General features: G+C 61.3%; 15 protein-coding genes and 1 pseudogene. 8 read left to right on the plus strand and 8 right to left on the minus strand.

Annotation, left to right across the window (positions count from 1 at the left end):
- The first annotated feature begins 258 nt into the window (after nucleotides 1-258).
- A complete protein-coding gene (locus WOC76_RS23775; RefSeq protein WP_341387414.1) occupies nucleotides 259-2184 on the plus strand; it encodes an outer membrane protein in 1926 nt (641 codons plus the stop codon).
- 56 nt (nucleotides 2185-2240) lie between these two features.
- Here WOC76_RS23775 and WOC76_RS23780 read toward each other — a convergent pair whose 3' ends face one another.
- The 3 genes and pseudogenes from WOC76_RS23780 to WOC76_RS23790 all read right to left on the minus strand — a co-directional run bounded on the left by WOC76_RS23780 (nucleotide 2241) and on the right by WOC76_RS23790 (nucleotide 5314).
- Entirely contained in the window at nucleotides 2241-2912 is a 672-nt protein-coding gene (locus tag WOC76_RS23780) for a DsbA family oxidoreductase (protein ID WP_341431635.1), read from the minus strand.
- A 192-nt stretch (nucleotides 2913-3104) separates the two neighbouring features.
- Nucleotides 3105-3440: pseudogene (locus WOC76_RS23785) on the minus strand (IS6 family transposase); the annotation flags it as partial.
- Nucleotides 3441-3637: 197 nt separating this feature from the next.
- Entirely contained in the window at nucleotides 3638-5314 is a 1677-nt protein-coding gene (locus WOC76_RS23790) for a bifunctional metallophosphatase/5'-nucleotidase (RefSeq protein ID WP_341387412.1), read from the minus strand.
- Nucleotides 5315-5423: 109 nt separating this feature from the next.
- Here WOC76_RS23790 and WOC76_RS23795 point away from each other — a divergent pair, with 109 nt between their 5' ends.
- Both WOC76_RS23795 and WOC76_RS23800 read left to right on the plus strand, forming a co-directional pair.
- Nucleotides 5424-6083, plus strand: coding sequence for a response regulator (locus WOC76_RS23795; RefSeq protein ID WP_341387411.1), 660 nt, complete (start codon nucleotides 5424-5426; stop codon nucleotides 6081-6083).
- Entirely contained in the window at nucleotides 6080-7420 is a 1341-nt protein-coding gene (locus WOC76_RS23800) for an ATP-binding protein (RefSeq protein ID WP_341387410.1), read from the plus strand. The genes WOC76_RS23795 and WOC76_RS23800 overlap by 4 nt, the downstream gene beginning before the upstream one ends.
- Before the next feature lie 35 nt (nucleotides 7421-7455).
- Here the strand turns inward: WOC76_RS23800 and WOC76_RS23805 are convergent, their stop codons facing one another.
- Nucleotides 7456-8214, minus strand: coding sequence for an IS5 family transposase (locus WOC76_RS23805; protein ID WP_341431636.1), 759 nt, complete (start codon nucleotides 8212-8214; stop codon nucleotides 7456-7458).
- A 64-nt stretch (nucleotides 8215-8278) separates the two neighbouring features.
- Nucleotides 8279-10126, minus strand: coding sequence for an OprO/OprP family phosphate-selective porin (locus tag WOC76_RS23810; protein WP_341387408.1), 1848 nt, complete (start codon nucleotides 10124-10126; stop codon nucleotides 8279-8281).
- A gap of 365 nt (nucleotides 10127-10491) precedes the next feature.
- Here WOC76_RS23810 and WOC76_RS23815 point away from each other — a divergent pair.
- The 4 genes from WOC76_RS23815 (at nucleotide 10492) to WOC76_RS23830 (ending at nucleotide 14003) form a co-directional block, all read left to right on the plus strand.
- Nucleotides 10492-11155, plus strand: a protein-coding gene (locus tag WOC76_RS23815) for an IS6 family transposase (protein ID WP_341387407.1) whose coding sequence is annotated in 2 segments (ribosomal slippage) — nucleotides 10492-10919 and nucleotides 10918-11155 — 666 coding nt in all. Because the reading frame shifts where the segments join, the coding sequence is not laid out codon by codon here.
- Nucleotides 11156-11368: 213 nt separating this feature from the next.
- A complete protein-coding gene (locus WOC76_RS23820; RefSeq protein ID WP_341431637.1) occupies nucleotides 11369-11653 on the plus strand; it encodes a hypothetical protein in 285 nt (94 codons plus the stop codon).
- A gap of 565 nt (nucleotides 11654-12218) precedes the next feature.
- On the plus strand, nucleotides 12219-12857 hold the full coding sequence (locus tag WOC76_RS23825) for a DUF2231 domain-containing protein (RefSeq protein ID WP_341387405.1): 639 nt from the start codon (nucleotides 12219-12221) through the stop codon (nucleotides 12855-12857).
- Nucleotides 12858-12887: 30 nt separating this feature from the next.
- Nucleotides 12888-14003 carry a DNA-3-methyladenine glycosylase family protein gene (locus WOC76_RS23830; protein ID WP_341387404.1) on the plus strand — a complete coding sequence of 372 codons (1116 nt, stop codon included), beginning with the start codon at nucleotides 12888-12890 and terminating at the stop codon, nucleotides 14001-14003.
- 197 nt (nucleotides 14004-14200) lie between these two features.
- On the opposite strand, the gene WOC76_RS23835 is transcribed toward WOC76_RS23830, so the two are convergent.
- The 3 genes from WOC76_RS23835 to WOC76_RS23840 all read right to left on the minus strand — a co-directional run bounded on the left by WOC76_RS23835 (nucleotide 14201) and on the right by WOC76_RS23840 (nucleotide 16280).
- The gene (locus tag WOC76_RS23835) at nucleotides 14201-14851 is read right to left on the minus strand and encodes a DUF488 domain-containing protein (RefSeq protein WP_445928486.1); all 651 of its coding nucleotides are present in this window, start codon (nucleotides 14849-14851) and stop codon (nucleotides 14201-14203) included.
- Nucleotides 14852-14947: 96 nt separating this feature from the next.
- Nucleotides 14948-15133 (minus strand): DUF6522 family protein, encoded by a 186-nt coding sequence (locus WOC76_RS24505; protein ID WP_445928487.1) that lies wholly within the window; start codon nucleotides 15131-15133, stop codon nucleotides 14948-14950.
- Between the two features lie 109 nt (nucleotides 15134-15242).
- Nucleotides 15243-16280 (minus strand): LysR family transcriptional regulator, encoded by a 1038-nt coding sequence (locus WOC76_RS23840; protein ID WP_341431638.1) that lies wholly within the window; start codon nucleotides 16278-16280, stop codon nucleotides 15243-15245.
- 195 nt (nucleotides 16281-16475) lie between these two features.
- Here WOC76_RS23840 and WOC76_RS23845 point away from each other — a divergent pair, with 195 nt between their 5' ends.
- Nucleotides 16476-17414, plus strand: coding sequence for an NAD-dependent epimerase/dehydratase family protein (locus WOC76_RS23845; protein ID WP_341431639.1), 939 nt, complete (start codon nucleotides 16476-16478; stop codon nucleotides 17412-17414).
- Nucleotides 17415-17416: the final 2 nt, after the last annotated feature.

Raw genomic sequence — 17416 nt, forward strand, 5'->3', positions numbered from 1 at the left:
CGGTCGTCCGAGTCGCCGCTACGGCGCCAAAGGGGACAGCCCTCGCGGGAAGGCCGTTTGCACCAACGAGCGCCTCGCGACCTCTCTTGGGCTGAACACCCTTTCCTGTCTTCAATAAAAATAAATTTAGCGTCTTCGCGCCGTTGCATCGCTTAAACGCAGAACGAAGTTCTCGGCGCACTCACGATTATCAGAGACGGGAAATCCAACCGACGGCCGTCTCGGGCGCTGAGTCACGATTCTGACTCGGAGCAACGAATGCGAAAAAGAGAGGTTCACGCGGTCTGCGTCGCGCTCTGTGTCGGCGGATTTAATACAGCCTGCGCGCCGGCATGGGCGGAAGACGCCTTTATCGTCCCGTCTTTTGCTTCCGATGAAAGGCGGCCGCCACCGCCGCCGGTCCCGCTTTCCGTATTTGGCGACAACATGCCCGACCCGGGGAAGGCGACGCTGTCCGTCATTCCGACTTTCGCGAATAACGCACATTCGCTCATCGGCGCGAAAGGCGTTTCGTCACAATATATCGTGTCGACGACGCCCTGGTTCTGGAGCCCGTTGGCCTCCAATCTGCGCATTGTGCCTCAAAACCAGTTCATCGAAGCGCAGACTATGACGCTTGCCTATGGTCTTGCGAAAAATCTCTCGGTCGTGCTCGCCACGGGCATGATCGAAAAGCATTCCGACCTCATGACCTTTTATGGAGAGTCCAATCTCGTTCCGCGTGGAATGAGCTTTCCGGGGACGGACGGCCTCCAGGACTCTTCCGCAGTCCTCATTTGGCGAGCTTACGAGGACGCGGTCAACCGCATCAAGATTAATGTCGGAATGTCCTTTCCCACAGGAAGCAATCACAATCTGGGCGGCGCGCTCTTGCAGCCCGCCGGCGGATACACGATCGCCCGGGCCTTCTACGGCATGCAATCGGGAACAGGCACGTACGATGTGCTCCCGGGAATCATGTACGCCGGGGCGATTGCGCCATGGTCCTGGGGTCTTTCCTATCGCGCTCGCCTTCCCCTCGCTTATAATCCTCAAGGGTATATGTGGGGCAACTATCAGGAGCTGAACGCCTGGGGCGGCTACTCGTGGTTCCCGGGCTTAACGACAACCATTCGCGCCAACTTCAACATTCAGAGCCCGATCGCCGGAGCGGATTGGCTGATGCTGGGCAAGCTGCAAAGCGCCAATCCAAACTTCTACGGCGGGAAGCGGATCGAACTATACGCCGGCGCTGACATCGACGGGAAGCTGTTTGGCGCGCCAGGGTTTTCGATCGGCATCGAAGGGGGCGCGCCCGTCTATCAGAGTCTCAACGGACCCCAGCTCTCCAAGAACTGGCAAGCAGGCCTGGCGCTCCGTTGGAAGGTTGGCGAGCCGCAAGCGAATATGGTCGCCTCCACATCGCCCGTGTTCAAGCGTGAGAAAGCTTTCGACCTATTGCCGATCATGTCGTGGGCCGGTCTCTACTTTGGCGCCAACGCCGGCTATATTACAGCCGGAGACACCAACGCCACCTTCAGCTACGAGGGCGCTGGCGGGTTGGTTTCCTTGTGGCGATCCGGCGCGCTTCCGTCCAATATCAACCTCAATAGCAGAGGGTTCTTCGGCGGCGGTCAGGTAGGCTACAATTATCAATTTCAGGAGAAGATGGTTGCGGGCTTGGAAGCCGATCTTCAAGGCGCAGCCGGTGGCGTAAACAGCTTGGTTTCCCAGCAGGGCTCTCCGTCTGCCTATCTTCAGGCAGGGCGCGACCAGCGCGATCTTGGCACGATACGTGCGCGCTTGGGCTATCTCGTGACGCCGGCTGCGCTGATCTATGGAACGGGTGGGTTCGCCTTCGGAGAAACCGATCTCACGGCGACCTATTTCAGCCCCGCCCTCAAGCCGGCGCTCAACCTGGGCGGAAGCTGGCTCGGCTATGTCGACATGAGCCCTGGATGGGCCGCCGGCGCCGGCGTCGAGTGGATGTTTCTCCCCAAATGGAGCGTCAAGGCGGAATATCTTCATTACGACCTTGGCGCCGCGCAAACGGCGAAGGCAGGACTACCTTTGTATTATACATCCGCCAGCGGCCAGTTCTCCACCGTAAATTATCAGGCTCCGTTCAATGGGCAAATCATCCGCGCCGGCGTGAATTACCATCTCGATTGGGGCGTTCCGACTCCCGTCGTCGCGAATTACTGAGTTGAAGACGATCCCGAGGTCACCAGGCGATGCAGTCTGCGTCGGCCCCCGCCGACCTAGCACCAGCTCGCCTGATCCGGGTTCGGCTCGCGCAGCAATTCCTGGATGTTGGCTTCGATGATTCGATAGCCGACGTTTCCATAAAGCTTCTGACGTCCTTCGTTCAGGATCATGGTCGGGCTGCCCTCCACACGCAGCGTTTGGGCGTCTTCGTAATCGGCGCTCAGTGAGGCGTGCGCGCGGCCGTCTGCGATGAACCGCAAGACCAGTTCATTATCGGCGCCGGCCTGGCGTCCGATCTCGAGCTGAACGTCCTGCCGCGCGATATCGAGACCGTCGAGAAAAAACGCCTCGCGCATCTTGCATAAGGCGCGCTCGAACGTACCCTGTACGCCGTTCTCTTTTTCGCTCAACTGGACCGCTTTGAGATAGAGATGAGGTGGAAGCGACGACGCGGGCCGAACCTTTCGCCAGATATCGGCATGAAGACGCGTCTCGGGGAACCGTTCGGCTGAGTGGTGGAGGTGATCGGCGAATCCTTCGTATCCGCCCCTGGCGCTCCAAGCCGTCGCGATCTTCCGCGTCGTGTCGCCGAATACGGAACAGAATTTGAACTCCAGCAACACCTGCTCGCCAAAGGACCGCCGCACGGCCTCGAGCCGTGGTTCAGCGAAAAAGGCCCAGACGCAGAGCACGTCGGAAAAATAGAAGATCGGAATTCGTTCCACCTCGGGCCTCTCCTGGTTCAATAGGTTTGAGACAGATAGTTGACGATGACCGCGGCATCCTCGTCAGACACGGGGGCATGATAGCACGCCACGGCTCCATCATTGAGAAATCATGCGGACCGACTCCACGACGTTGCGCATGTAGCCTTGCGGATTCCATAAGGGCATGACGAAGTGACCCACCCCATGATGGAACCCCTGCATCGCTCGCTCCATTTTTCGCAATGGGACATGGGAATTTTCGGCTCGGTTGTTCAAACCCTTGTGGGATCGATACTCACGTTCGGCAGAGTCTTCCGCTGCGCTACGGCACAGGAGCCGAGCTTGTCGCTGACCATGCGTCGAGGGTGGAAGCCCTGCTTATGGGAGAGGCGCTTTAGGTAGCAATCGCTGGGCGGCCTTGGCGTTGCGGCGAACCTGGACGATCTCGTCGAGGACGTAGCCATCCTGGTCGATGGCCCGCCAGAGATAGCGCCTCTCGCCGTTGATCGAGACAACGACCTCGTCGAGATGCCAGACGTCGCGCCGACCGCACCCACCCGCTTGATCGCTCGGCGCCGACGATGTTGTTCAGTTATTTCCTTCGCCTACTCTCGATCGCAGCGGTGTTGGCGGCGCTCTTGTCGATCGTGACCTTCTTCGGCGAGCTGGCGCCTCGCCACCGATATGAAACAGAACGCCGCGCCCCCTCGAGCAAGCCCGTTCGACGAACGCCCCGCGGCGGCCTATGTCGGCGGCAGACCCGAAGGCGTCGTCGCGGCCCTGTAGACGTCGCCGCCCGCGAGCACTGCATCCTGGCTAAACACGACAGAGGGAAGATCAAGTGCCCTCTCGCGTCCCTCGCGTCGGGGTGCGATTACCGGATGGGCCTTAAAGTAGTCGCGCAGCGCCTGATGGACCGTGATCGGGAGAACCTCGGCGTCGTGGCTGCCGCGATGGCGGCAGATGACGTCGATGGGTTCTCCCGGGCGTTCGCAGCCTGCGATCGTGTAGCGCCGTTCGTCCTCGACGTCGCGACCGCCGACCTTCAAGGAGACGACGCGCCGGCCCTTCTCCGCCCGCGCCTTGAACAGGAGCGTCAGACCGGAGGCGCGCGGCCCCCATCCGCCATTGAGTTTCCAGGGGTCTTTCGAGAATACGAGCTCCAGCTCGTTTTCCAGATAATCCTTGAGCTCCTTGCCGGTGATCCAGCCGGTCTTCAAACGGGCGTCCATCGGCAAGAGGTTCCACAGATCGGCCTCGGTGACATTCGCCGGGGGGATGGGCGCGCCGAAGCGGAAGCCGTTGGAGAAGCCGATGTCGGCCTTGGCCGCCTCGCGCACGGCGTCGGTGATGAAATCGTCCGCCGTGTTCTCCAGCACGTCGTAACGCATCAACAGGCTTTCGGTCTTCCCGACAACTTCGCCCATCCGCGCGCGATAGGGGGCGAGCGCGCTGTCGACCAGGGCTTTCACCGTCCTGTCTTCCTCGTAGCGATCGGGCAGGATCGGGATGAGGCGAAACTCGTGGCCGACAACGCCGCCGGCGGGTCCGAGAACGACGTCGAGCCTGCTCAGGAACGACCCGAAACAGCCCGGTTCGACGACGACGACTTCGCCTTCGAGAATCGGCCGCGCCGTGCGCTCGTGCGAATGGCCCGACAGAACCACGTCGAACTCGGGGATTTCCCGGCCGATCTGGCGCGAGATCGACAGGCCGGTATGCGTGAGGGCGACGACGAGGTCCGGCCGTTCCCGCGCCCGCAGCGCCTTGACGAAATCGCGTAAGCCCTCCATCCGGGTCGTGTCCATCCCTCGAAATTCGGCGGGCGGATGACGCTTGCTCGCGCCGATGTCGGTAATGCCGACCACGGCGATTTTCACGCCCTGCCGCTCGATCGTCACAGACGGCTCGAACAGGCGCTTGCCGCTTTCCGTGTCGTGGAAATTGTAACAGACGACCGGGCAGCTCAGCCGAGCCATGGTTTCCTTGAACCGCTCGGGGCCATAGGCCGGCTCCCAATTGCCCGGGACGAAAACGTCGAGGCCAAGCGCATCGAGCGGGCCGAGCACGACTTCGCCGCGAGACCACGTCGCCGGGCCGGAGCCCTGGAAGTCGTCGCCGCCGTCGAACAGGAAACACGGGCCGTCGCAGTTTCGCCGCTCCTCCTCGATAGCGGTTTTCAGTCGGGCGTAACCGCCCATCATCTGGATTTCCGGATCGGCGCCGGGAAGATATTCCGGGTGCGCTTCCAGTTGGGCGTGCGTGTCCGTGAAGTGCAGCAACGTCACGCGCCTGCCCTTGCCCTCGGCGCCGAAAAGCGCCCTGGCCGAGACGACGGCGGCGGGGCTCGAAAGCCCGAGCCCGATCGCCGACAGGCCCGCCGAGGCCATGAAGCGCCTGCGCGTCCAGGATTTGGTCATAATTCGCCCTTTCGTCTGCGCGTTTGTCTTGATCGACGACGCCAGTCTCGAATTCCACCTTAAGTCGGCCTTAAGGCTGGGCTGGAACGAACCGGGCAAAGGAGAAAGCATGCGGCTGCTCGTCGTTGAAGATGATCCCATCCTGGCGGACGGACTCGGCGCCGGGCTGAGGCTCGCCGGCGCGACCGTGGATGTGCTCGGAAGCTGCGCCGACGCGCGCGCCGCGCTCGAGGTTGCGCAATTCGACGCGGTGGCGCTCGACGTCATGCTGCCGGATGGATCGGGCCTGGCGCTCCTCGAAGAGCTCCGCGCGGCCGGCGATCGCACGCCGGTCCTTCTTCTGACCGCGCTCGACGATGTGACGAGCCGCATCCAGGGTCTCGACGCAGGCGCCGACGACTACCTCGGCAAGCCTTTCGACCTCGACGAGCTCGCGGCCCGGCTTCGGGCCGTGGCGCGGCGTGGAGAAGGGCGCGCGGCGCCCGTGCTGAACGCCGGCGGGATCGTTCTCGATCCCGCCCGCCTGACGGTCACGGCGCGCGGCCAGCCGATCGGCGTCTCCCGGCGGGAGTTCGCCGTGCTGTCGGCCTTGATGGAGCGGCCCGGCGTCATCCTGTCGAAAACCGAGATCGAGGATCGTCTCTACGGCTGGCAGGAGGAAGTGGAGAGCAACGCGATCGAGGTTCACGTGCACAATCTGCGATCGAAGCTCGGGCGCGAGATCATCGAGACGGTCAGAGGGCTCGGCTACCGGATGAGGGCGCCGTGACGTCGCTGCGCTGGCGCGTGTTCCTCATTCTCGCCGTTGCGACGGGGGCGATCTGGCTGGGAGCGGCGGGGTGGATCTACGTCCATACCAAAGCCGAGATCGAGCGCGTGCTCGACACGCGCCTTCGGGAGGCCGCCCGTATGGTCGGTTCGCTGGTGACGGCCGGCGACGCGCAAATGCAGGGAGCCGTCGCCGCGCCGCTCGCCCATCCCGAGCTCCTGAATTATCAGCGCCAGCTCGCCTGCCAGATCTGGTCGCTGGACGGGCGCCTGGTGGCGCGCTCGGCCGGCGCGCCGGACGCCAATTTGAGCGAGGACGGCTCGGGATTTTCGGAGCGAACGATCAACGGCGAAACCTGGCGGATCTACGCCGTCCAGGACGCCGACAAAGGCTTGCGCATTCTGGTCGGCGACAGGCTCGGCTTGCGCGAGCGGCTCGTCGGCGACCTCATGCGAGGCCTGATGGCGCCAGCCGCGGTCGTCGCGCCGCTGCTCGGATTTCTCATCTGGGCAAGCATTCGCGGCGGCTTGCGTCCGCTGCAATCCATGGCGACCGAACTTCAAAGCCGCGGGGCGGACGACATGCGCCCGATCCTCGTCGACGACGCCCCCGCCGAGATCAAGCCGATCGCCCGGGCGCTCAACGGCCTGTTCGCCAAGGTCGAGGCTGCGCGCCGGCACGAGCGCGAGGTGACCGCCTTCGCCGCCCACGAGCTTCGCACGCCCCTCGCCGGCCTGAAAACCCAGGCCCAGGTCGCCATCGCCGCCGCCGATCCCGAGGCGAGGGAACGCGCGCTGCGACAGATTCTGCTCGCCGTGGAACGCACGACGCGTCTCGTGAGGCAACTTCTCGTTCTGGCGAAGCTCGACGCAGGTCTCGACCTCGAGCGCGCGGAGGATGTGGAAGTCGGCGAGCTTCTCGAAGAAATTGTCGACGACCTCGAACCCGCGTCGAAGGGACGTCGCGTCGAGGTGGAGCCGGCGCTTTGCGGCACGACTGTCCGCGCCAACCGCGAACTCCTGACCCTCGCCTTGCGGAACCTCCACGAAAACGCGGTCATTCACACGCCGAGCGGCGGGAAGGTGCGTTGGGGCGCCGCGAGGGCGGGCGCGATCCTGTTCGTGGAAGACGAGGGGCCCGGCATACCCGAAGAAGAATTGCCGCTCGTCACGCAGCGGTTTTTCCGCGGCCGTCACAAGAGCGCGTCGGGAAGCGGTCTGGGCCTCGCGATCGTCCATCTCGCAGTCAGACGAAGCGGCGCGACCCTGCATCTGCGCAATAGGGACGATACCCAGGGCCTTCGGGCCGAAATCCAGATAACGGCCGTCTGCAGTTAGACGAAATACTCACGCTGAAAGCCTAGGGTCAGGACTCATTGATTGAGGTAGAAGACGACAGCTGCTGCGATGCAGATGGCCGAGAAGAACGTGTGGGCGCATCGGTCGTATCGGGTTGAGATGCGTCGCCAGTCCTTGAGTTTGGCGAAAAGGTTTTCGATTTTGTGGCGCTGGCGGTAGAGCGCCCTGTCGTAATCGAGAGCGGTCTTGCGGCTTCTGGTTGGCGGAATGCAGGACTCGGTCCCGCGCGCCTTCAGCGCTTCTCGGAACCAGTCGCTATCGTAACCCTTGTCGGCGATCAGCGCTGATGCTGCCGGCAGGGCTTCGAGCATTATCCGCGCGCCTTTGTGATCGCTCATCTGCCCTTCGGTCAGTAGCATCGCAAGCGGTTTGCCGCCGTCGTCGCAAACGACGTGGAGCTTTGAGTTCAACCCGCCTTTTGTGCGGCCGATACAACGGGAAAGAGCCCCTTTTTTAAGAGGCTCGCCGCTGTGCGATGCGCTTTGGTGGGTCGAGTCGATCATGATTCGCTCGGGCTTCGGCCCCTCGGCCGCAAGCGCCGCGAAGATGCGGTCAAAGACCCCAAGCCGGCTCCAGCGGATGAAGCGATTATAGAGTGTCTTGTGCGAGCCATAGCCTTTGGGCGCGTCTTTCCATTGCAGGCCGTTCTTTATGACATAGACGATACCGCTCACGACCCGCCGGTCATCCACACGCGGGACCACATGCGCCAGAGGAAAGAACGGCGATATCCGCGCCATCTGACGTGCGCTCAGCAAAAACAATTTGGTCATCACGGGCTCCCGAATCAGAAGCCCTTGTGAATTATAGCTCAACCAAATTTAATAGGTCCTGAGCCTAGAAATAGACCTTGGTGCGCAGCTCGAGGAAGGTCGGATGCGAGCCGCCCTCGTACATCGCCTGTGGGTTCCAGTTCAGCGGCGACTTCAACGACATCACATGCGTGGCGTTGAACTGGAAGGCGACGCCATTGTCCGGATACCAGTTGATGCCGGCCGTCACATTCTGCTGGTAACCACCATAGATGCCGGAATTGGCGATGGCGTTCTGCAGCAGCGTGGCGTTGGCGATCTGGGCGGGGGTTCCCGGAAGCGGACTGCCGGCCAGGCCGGAAGCATTGTTCGCGAAGAACAGCGCGTTGTTGATATTGCCTCCCGAGAACGGCCCGTTATTCAGGTTGAGAACGCTCCAGCGGCCGACCAGACCCCAGGCGCCCCACCCGCCCTTGGAGAAGGGGTCCTTGATCTTCAGCTGGCCGAAGGTCACGCCATTCTTGTCCTTCATGTCATAGGACTGGGACTTTTCTTCGCCCGTGATCCACCACTCGCCCTGGACATAGCCGCCGCTCGCAACGTAACGGGAATTGCCGGGCGACAGATAGATCCCTTGAGCCGGCGTGGGCGCGCCCAATTGCGTCAACTGGGCCTGCGCGAACTCGGCGGCCGCAAAGGTGTTGCGATTGTAGTTCGCCACCAGCCATTCGCCCTGAACGAAGAAGTTGTTGTAGGAGAGCGCCGCTTCGAGGTCGAGTTTCTCGATGTCTTTGATGCAGTTGCCAGCGGCGTTATACTGGTTCAAAACCGTCCCCGCTGTCTGAAAGACGGTAGGCTGAAGGAAGCGTCCGCAGGACAGATCAGGCGTGCCCAGGAGGTTCGTCCACAGAACATTGGCTTCCGAAGCAGAACGGTTGCCGGGGGCCGAGTTGCGATCGTCGCTATACGCCGTGGCGTTATTCGGCTGATGGTAGCTCCCAGCGACGCCAATATGGACGAGTCGGTGCTCGTCCAGGATCGGCGCCCAAGTCACGCGGCCGGTAGCCTCCCAATAGGCCCCGCCGCCCCAGGGTTGCCACCAGTTGGCGTTTCTGACGCCATAGCCGCTATAGGCCGGCACAATGGGGCCGATATTTCCTGACGAGGTATTGACCGGGCGCGTGTTGAGATCCTGGAAGCTCAACGAGTAGATGCCGAAGTGCGCGGTCCAGTTGTCTCTGCCGATCATGCCGACCGCCGCGCCAATATGGCGGGCCGGAGCGAAAGCGTCGACGGCAAGCGGCCGTTCGATCAGGTCACGAAATTTGGAGGAAGTAATTCCCTCCAGACTGAAAGATTCCCATTGGCTACCAATCTTGAAATAGACCGGCTCGGTAAGCCACGGCGCAGAAAGACGCGGGTCTTGCAGGCCGATGTAAGCGTCGCGCCATCCCCCCCACAGGAAGTTGCGGTCCGTGACGTAGTTTCTCGACCAGAAGGCGAGCCCCGTGAGCGTGTTTGCGTTTGGAAGATTTGTATTCCAAAGCTGCACTGTCGGGTTGGCGAAGTCATATTGCATTTTATAGAACCAGGGCTTCATCCGGCCTTCGACTTCCAGCCGCGCCTGACCGAAACCGACGTTGCCCTGGAATCCATTGCCTGGCGAGCCTGCGGCGGCGGCGCCGTCCACGAACAGGCGTCCGCCAATCTTGAAGGAAAAGGCTCTGTCTTCGGTCTCAACGAGGAGGCCGCTCTTCAAACTCACGAAGACCGGCGGCGGCGGCGGGCCGTTGTCAGCCTTCACAACCACGGCGTTGGCGACGTTGGTCGCCTTGGCGGCCGCGGCGGCCTGCGCCTTGGCCTCTTTGGCCTCCTTCCGCAACTTGGCGATCTCCGCCTCGAGCGCGCGCAGGCGGCTCTCGATCGCGTTCACGTCTGTAGCCGCATTCGCGGCGGACGAGGCCAAGACCGCACAAAGAGCAATAGTTGCGGGAATTGGTTTCTTTATCATCAGCGCCCCGGCGAATCGTCAAAAGTCAGTTGTCATACAACCGTGATAATCCGTTCGATTGTGGCAAAAGAGCACTAAGTTGCCGCTCAGCAACACTGGCGAAACAGTGTAGTTACAGTCGGGCTTAGGCAATACCTTGCAGCACGGCCGTCAAAATTCCTTGGCCTTCTGGGAGCCTCAGGCGGCGATCATCACCGTTCAGGCATTTGCGGGTTCTGTCGCAAACTTTTTATTGCGGGATCGGCCTAGGTTATGCTGGTTGGGAGCAGGGCGGGCGGAATAGCACAATGATCGAGTTCAAAGGCAGCCATTTTGAACGTGACGTGATCCTGTGGGGCGTGCGGTGGTATGTCGCCTACCCGATCAGCTACCGGCAACTCGAGGAGATGATGGGAGAGCGCGGGATCGAGGTCGACCATTCGACGCTCAATCGCTGGGTCGTCAAATTCGCGCCCGCGCTGGACCGTCAGTTCCGTTCCCGCAAGCGGCCCGTCGGCTCCAGCTGGCGGCTGGATGAGACCTATGTGAAGATCAAGGGCTCCTGGAAATATCTCTATCGGGCCGTCGACAAAGCCGGCGCCACGGTGGACTTCCGCCTGACGACAAAGCGGGATCGCAAAGCGGCGTTGCGGTTCCTGCGCCGAGCGATCGGTCAAAACGGCGCGCCGAAGAAGATCACGATCGACAAGAGCGGCGCCAACACCGCGGCGATTGAGCTACAACGCGGAGCACGAGGCGGGCATCGAGATCCGGCGAAGGAAATATCTGAACAACATCGTCGGCGCCGAGCGATCAAGCGGGTGGGTGCGGCCGGCGCTCGGGTTCAAATCCTTTCGCTCAGCCACGGCGACGCTCACAGGCGTCGAGCTCATGCACATGATCCGAAAGGGGCAGTTGCGAACGACGGGTAAAATGCGCCCAGCGAAGCAGTTCTACGCTCTCGCGGCGTAAGTCTTGAGAACCCCGCTATCGCGCGTCTCGTCCTCAAGCAAAATTTGCGACAGAACCCTTTATCGTGCGGCCCGCGCGCGCGGGTTCGCCGACGGGCCCATCGTTTTGATGTGTGAATCTTTGGGCACGAGCCTCGCGATGTCGATGGACGAGCCGTCGCGCGTCTCACTTGGCCTCTGCATGTTGAACGCGGTTTACGACAAGAGCGCATGGTTGAAGGAGCGCGAGATCGACGCGTCCTGGCCGGCTGCGGGATTGCCCGACGGCGTGCACGCGGACAATGGCGCCGATTTTCGCAGCCATGCTCTTGCATGGGCGTGCCGCGAAGAGGGCATCAAGCTGATTTTTCGGCCGGTAGGCGCTCCTCATTATGGCGGGCACATCGAGCGCCTGATCGGCGCGATGATGATCGCGTCGATTTCGGTGGATGTTTTTCGACATATGGGTCGAACAGTGATCAGGAGGATCTACGAAAGCCCGGCATTTGGCGGATCGTAAGTATCAGCTCGACCAGGCCTCTCTAACAATCCAGGCAAACTTACGCCGCCGCGGAAGGCTGGGATAATTGGACAGACCAAGGCTGTCGCGAAGGACGCATAGTGGCTAAGCATCCCCGCCAATGCGATCCTTGTCGTTCCGATTTCCTGTTCGGGAGTAGTGATCAAACGGCGGGCATCGAATCCTCTCGGATTAAGGTGGGCTCGCCGGCACCGCGAGAGGCACGAGATTCTGGCGGGAAAGGCTCCTCGAGCTCCAATGAAACCAATCGCGGCAGATAATCAGGCGCTGCCTAGGGTCGAAATCACGACAAGATGGCACGCAGCCAATCCCTCAGTTGGAGTCAGACTTTCCGGACAGCTCCCTTATTGTTGATCGATGGAACTGCTCTAATGCGTCGGCGTTCCATGTCAGCAGATCAGAGATCTGCCTGAGCGCACGCCAAGCCTCGCTGTAAACTCTCGCTTCCGCGCCTCTCGACAGGGGCCGCATTGGCCGGTCTTCCGGACCATCGTCGAATGCCAAATAATTCAAAGCCACTCGCCGCACGTTGGGAGCCGTCACCATGAGCCTACGCCTTCATGAGATACATCCGGCCCTTGTCCACGCGCCGATCACTTTGCTTCCATTGGCGATCGGCACCGACCTCCTCGGGCGAGCGACCAATAACAAGGCGCTCCTCGTCTCCGGGCAGATGGCCATCTGCGCCGCGGCGGCGAGCGCAGTCGCCTCTGTGGTTACGGGCCTGATCGCCGGCGAGGAGGTCAATGTTGAGGGCAAATCGCGAGAGATGCTCCAGACCCACCGGACCCTGAACTTCGTCGCGACGGTCGCCGCCAGCTCAATGGCGCTCTGGCGGTTACGACTGAAGCGTCCGAGTCACGCCTATCTCGGCGCCGGCGCAGTGGGCATGGGCATCCTCGGCTATACAGCATATCTCGGCGGCAAGCTCGTCTATGACATGGGGGTTGGCGTCACCCCTGCACGCGGCGTTTATCGACCCGATGCGCCGAGGCTCGAGCGGGGTCACGTGAGATCGTTTTTCAAGGAGGCCGGAACAGACCTGATTCACGGCGTCAAGCACATGGTCGAAGAGGTGGGAAAGGGAGAGATTGTGCCAGCGATCATCAGCGAGATCGAGAAGCGTCGCGCCGCCACCAGCCGGCCCCCGGCTGCAATCCCGTCGCAAACAAATCAACCTTAGCCGGTCGGCCAGAAGAGAGATCGCCTTGCCTTGGAGGGGATCTTCCGACGCCAGCTCTTCATAGGCGCCCCAGGATCCGGTTTCACGGTCGTGGCCGCTATGGCGCTCCCTCGCTTCAGTGGCGTCAAATTGGCGAACGGTGCGGAAGATGATTCGATGCTTAGTGATCAGGAGCGCACTGAACCCCGGTTAGGTCGCAGCACCACAGGTGGGCAGCGTCTTCCCACGCAAGCGCCCTTCCATCTCGAAGCAACCGTGCGGGTTTTGCAGCGTCGACCTACCAACCACATCGACCGGTGGGAGGGCGGGCGTTATTTACGCGTCTTTCGAATAGACGATCATCCAATAGTAACCACAGTTGAAAACCAGGGAACCATCGACAGCCCAGACGTGCGCTATTCGATTCTTGGTGGATCTTCCGCACGAGTACGGCGAATCGAGAGGCTTTTGCGACGAATGCTAGGTCTGGATGTAAATCCGGCCCCGCTTCAGCGATTGGTCGAGGCAGAGCCAGCCCTAGCCCCAATAGCCGTTGCGCTACGAGGGATGCGTCCCCCGCGCTTTGCCGATTTTTTCGAAACCTTCCTGAATGTCGTGCCGTTTCAACAAGTCAGTCTTGAAGCCGGCTTGGCTAACGTAACGCGGCTAGTCGGGCGCTTTGGCCTCTGCATCGACGAGGCCGGCCGCTCCTTTCATACGTCCCCGACGGCCCGATCCGTCGCCGAGGCTCACCTTGAGGACCTGAAAGCATGTGGACTGAGCCTTCGAAAAGCGGACACCCTTCGCTACATCGCTCGAGCTATCGAGGCGGGAGATCTGATCGAGGAACATATTGCGCGGGCGCCGACAGGCGACGCGCTGAAGATGCTCCGCGAGCTGCCAGGCATCGGCCCCTGGAGCGCCAGCCTCGTCCTGTTGCGTGGCTTCGGGCGACTCGATGTGTTTCCGCCAGGTGACGTTGGCGCGGCGCGCGGTCTCGTCAGTCTCCTGCGCCTGTCCGATCCGGCGTCACTCGACGGCGTCATCGAGCGCTTTGGCGATCGCCGGGGCTATCTCTATTTCTGCGCGCTTGGCGGCGCCTTGCTGGCCAAGGGACTCATTCACCCCGCGCCGTCCGGAGCGCAGCGCCATGCTTCTTCTGCGTGAAGACCCAACACAGGAGCAGACGGTCCGACGCGTTTTCCGCGCTCCGGGGCGAAATCCACGGCGCAGTTTTTCGGAAGAAACAAGGCATGTTTGGTGAGTCCCAGACGTCTCGGCGCGCTCGCTTTCGCACAACAGGCTCCATGCCAGCGTCTCGGCAGCGCGGCTGCATGACTGTCCCGCTGACATTCGCGGAAGTGTTAATGCACGCCTGATCGAGTCGACCGAAGCGGGCGTGTCAGCGCCGTCCTCGCGTTAGAACTTTCTGGCAAAGAGTTTTGAGCGGCAGGATAAGTTAGCGAGCCATTTGGTTGCGTTTTCGCGGCGATTGTCATGTGTGCAGGTTCGATGTGGCCCGGCCCCAGAATGTGAAAAACGCTTTCGCCAGCGGCCAAGAGATAGTCTGCAATGATCCGGCGATGGCAACGCCACCAAAGCGCTTCGGCGCACATGATGGCGCAAGTCCGAGCGTGACCCATCTCGCGTAACTTCGCAAGACCTAAGCGGAAGCTCTCACTCAATGCATAATCCGCATAATTACGAAAGCTGCGCTCTCTCCAAAACGCGTTCGTCGCCGCCGGAACTTGATCGAGATGCGGGCGCAGGCCCCCGAGCTCAGGGATGTGTTTGTAATCGATATGGAACCCGGAAAGCGCCTCTGGCAGCGTATCGATGTTATATTGCGGATTTCTCCGGGACCTCGGGATCGACCGAACGTCGACGACGAGCTGAATATGCGAGGGATCAAGGAGACCTAAAAAATCCGAAAGGGACCGCGTCGAATGCCCGATCGTGAAGAACGGCGGCGCCAAGGCTAGACCTTTACCTGACAACAGCGCGTCGAACCACAAAATTCACGCAAGCGTGAGGTAGGCTAACTCGTCGCGCCCGCACCAATCGACGCCCCATGACGAGCAAAGGCTGTTCAACTTCAGAGGTCATGTGGATCAGACTCCGGGTCTTCTTAACGCAGAGGGAAAAGGCTTGTCGCCGCGTCGATTCTTGAAAACGAATTTCAACCGAAACTGGTTCGCATCAGAATTTTCCCGTTTTTCGCAGATACTGGTGAGTCCACCGCTCCGCATCAGGAAGTGGATGTTTTGTGGTTCAATTCGCAGCCCCTCGGAAATCACATCGGCCGCCTCATTGCTCGCATAGGCCTTATCGAATGCCGAGCCTGATGCCGTCGCCCCTGCGGGTCCTCCTTGATAACTTTGGTAGACAGCGAATTAAGTGGAAGGACTAAACGCCTCCAAGATTCTGCCGATTCCTGGCAGGGACTACAGGCCTCGCCGTTTGCCGAGTTTCACCTATGGTCCCTAGCGCTTCTGACTGTCCGCGCGGCCGGATTTTTCCTTCGTAGATTTGCTTAGCCTCATCACGCACAAGCGCGCAGAACCACTTTAGCAGGGGGTCGGTAGCCTTAATCTGAGAGGAAACGAGGGTCATCGGCAATGCTATGCTCTTAAAAGGCGGCTTCAACAGAACAAGGTCGAAATAATCGGCAAAACGGCGAGCGAAGGTGGCCGAGAGAGTCGTCACCATATCGGTCGCAGCAACGCAGGCGAGCGCGGCTGTAAAATGCGGCGCGGTGAAGGCCATGCGGCGGGACACGCCTTTCGCGGCAAGCATGGCGTCAATTTCGGAAGTTCCATCGCCAAGCAGCGCGACGCCGACATGATCGAAGCGACCGTAATCTTCGAGTTTCCATCGGCGCTTCGCGGCCGGATGACCTCGGCGCAAAATAAGCGCAAGTTCATCACGTGCGACGGTCTCGCTCACGGCCCCAGGCGGGAGAGGCGTGGTCGCCAATGCGAAAGCGAGATCGAGCGCGCCGCGCTCCAATCGCTTGAGAACGTCGCCGTAGGGCTCGAAACAAAGATCGACCAGGGGGGCCTCGCGCGACAGACGGCTCATGATCGCTGGGCCGAGCAAGATCGACTGATTATCGGCTGCGGCGACGCGCAAAACTCGGCGCTCTTTTGTGGGATCGAATGGCGTCGGATTAAATACCGGCTTCAGGGCATCGAGCGCTGCGATGACGTGCGGCGCCAGCGCTTGCGCTTTCGGAGTCAACGCAAAGCCTTCGCGCGTACGAACGAGGAGCCGGTCCCCGAGCAGATCCCGCAACCGCGCGAGCGCGCGACTCATAGCGGGCTGGCTGAGCCCGACGTCTTCGGCGGCGCGCGTGACGCTGCGCCGCCACAGCAAGGCGTGGAGCGCGGGTAAAAGATTAAGATCGACGCCGGCCAAATTCGTTTCGCGCATAGTGCAGATCATAACAATGCATTTTGGATATGCAAGGCGCGGCGATACGCTCGCACAACATCTCGATGGAGAAGAGAGCTACCGCCGCCGCTCCGATTTGAGTTTTTACCGGGCCGAAGAGCTCACCATTGGTAGGCGCGGAGACCCAGCCTCGCCCACGAGGGAGCGCGCGCCACGCTAATATCGTAAGGCTGAAAGTAGAGGCAGATGAGCACTGATATTACTATCTTTGGCTTCGGCCCGGTCGGAAGGGAGACGACGCGGCGGCTTCTCGCGCAAGGGGTCTCCGTTCGCGTTGCGCAGCGCCACGCCCCGCCTGATCTACCCCAAGGCGCCAGTTTCATGGTTTGCGACGTCCTCGACGCCGAAGCTGTGGGACGGGCGACAAAAGGCGCGCAGCAAATCGTCGTCGCGGTGGGATTTCCCTACGACGGGGATTTCTGGCGTATTGCCTGGCCACGGGCAATGACCAATTTTATCACAGCTTGCGAGGGGACGCGGGCGCGTATGGTTTTTGTCGATAATCTTTACATGTATGGTCCACAAGACGAGCCCTTGCGGGAGGATATGCCCCTTGTTCCTTTCGGCGTGAAGCCGGCCGTTCGCGTCGAGGCGACCCGCATCTGGATGGCGGCGGCGGAAGCCGGACGAACTCGGGTAGCGGCTTTACGCGCCTCAGATTTTTATGGACCCGGCGTCTCTTTATCTCATTTGGGCGCGAACGCCTTCGGCGCAATCGCGGAAAGGAAGCGCGCCTTTTTGCTGGCGCCGCCAGACACGCAGCATGATTTTGCTTATGTCCCGGATGTCGCACGTGGCGTCGTCACCCTGCTCGATGCGCCGGACGACGATTACGGCCACGCTTGGCATCTCCCCTGCGCGCCAACACGCACGCCCCGCGAGATTCTCTCCCTCGGCGCCCACGCGCTCGGTAGCGCGCCGAGCATTTTTGCTTTGCCGCTGGCACTCCTGCCAGTCCTTGGGCTGGGTTCCCCGCTACTGCGCGAAATGGCCGAGATGCGTTTTCTTTGGGATCGTCCCTATCGGGTCGATGCGCGCAAGTTCTCGTCTCGCTTTTGGTCCGACCCGACGCCGCTGGAGGTCGGAGCCGCCGCCACGACTCGAGCTTTTGCAAGTGACGCATAGAG

This window comes from Methylocystis sp. IM3 (assembly GCF_038070105.1).
Lineage (GTDB): Bacteria > Pseudomonadota > Alphaproteobacteria > Rhizobiales > Beijerinckiaceae > Methylocystis.

Excerpts from the sequence above, each read along its gene's own strand:
- WOC76_RS23825 (WP_341387405.1), top strand. The coding sequence starts at position 12,219 with ATGAGCCTACGCCTTCATGAGATACATCCGGCCCTTGTCCACGCGCCG.
- WOC76_RS23775 (WP_341387414.1), top strand. The coding sequence starts at position 259 with ATGCGAAAAAGAGAGGTTCACGCGGTCTGCGTCGCGCTCTGTGTCGGC.
- WOC76_RS23840 (WP_341431638.1), bottom strand. The coding sequence starts at position 16,280 with ATGATCTGCACTATGCGCGAAACGAATTTGGCCGGCGTCGATCTTAAT.
- WOC76_RS23795 (WP_341387411.1), top strand. The coding sequence starts at position 5,424 with ATGCGGCTGCTCGTCGTTGAAGATGATCCCATCCTGGCGGACGGACTC.
- WOC76_RS23805 (WP_341431636.1), bottom strand. The coding sequence starts at position 8,214 with ATGACCAAATTGTTTTTGCTGAGCGCACGTCAGATGGCGCGGATATCG.
- WOC76_RS23845 (WP_341431639.1), top strand. The coding sequence starts at position 16,476 with ATGAGCACTGATATTACTATCTTTGGCTTCGGCCCGGTCGGAAGGGAG.
- WOC76_RS23790 (WP_341387412.1), bottom strand. The coding sequence starts at position 5,314 with ATGACCAAATCCTGGACGCGCAGGCGCTTCATGGCCTCGGCGGGCCTG.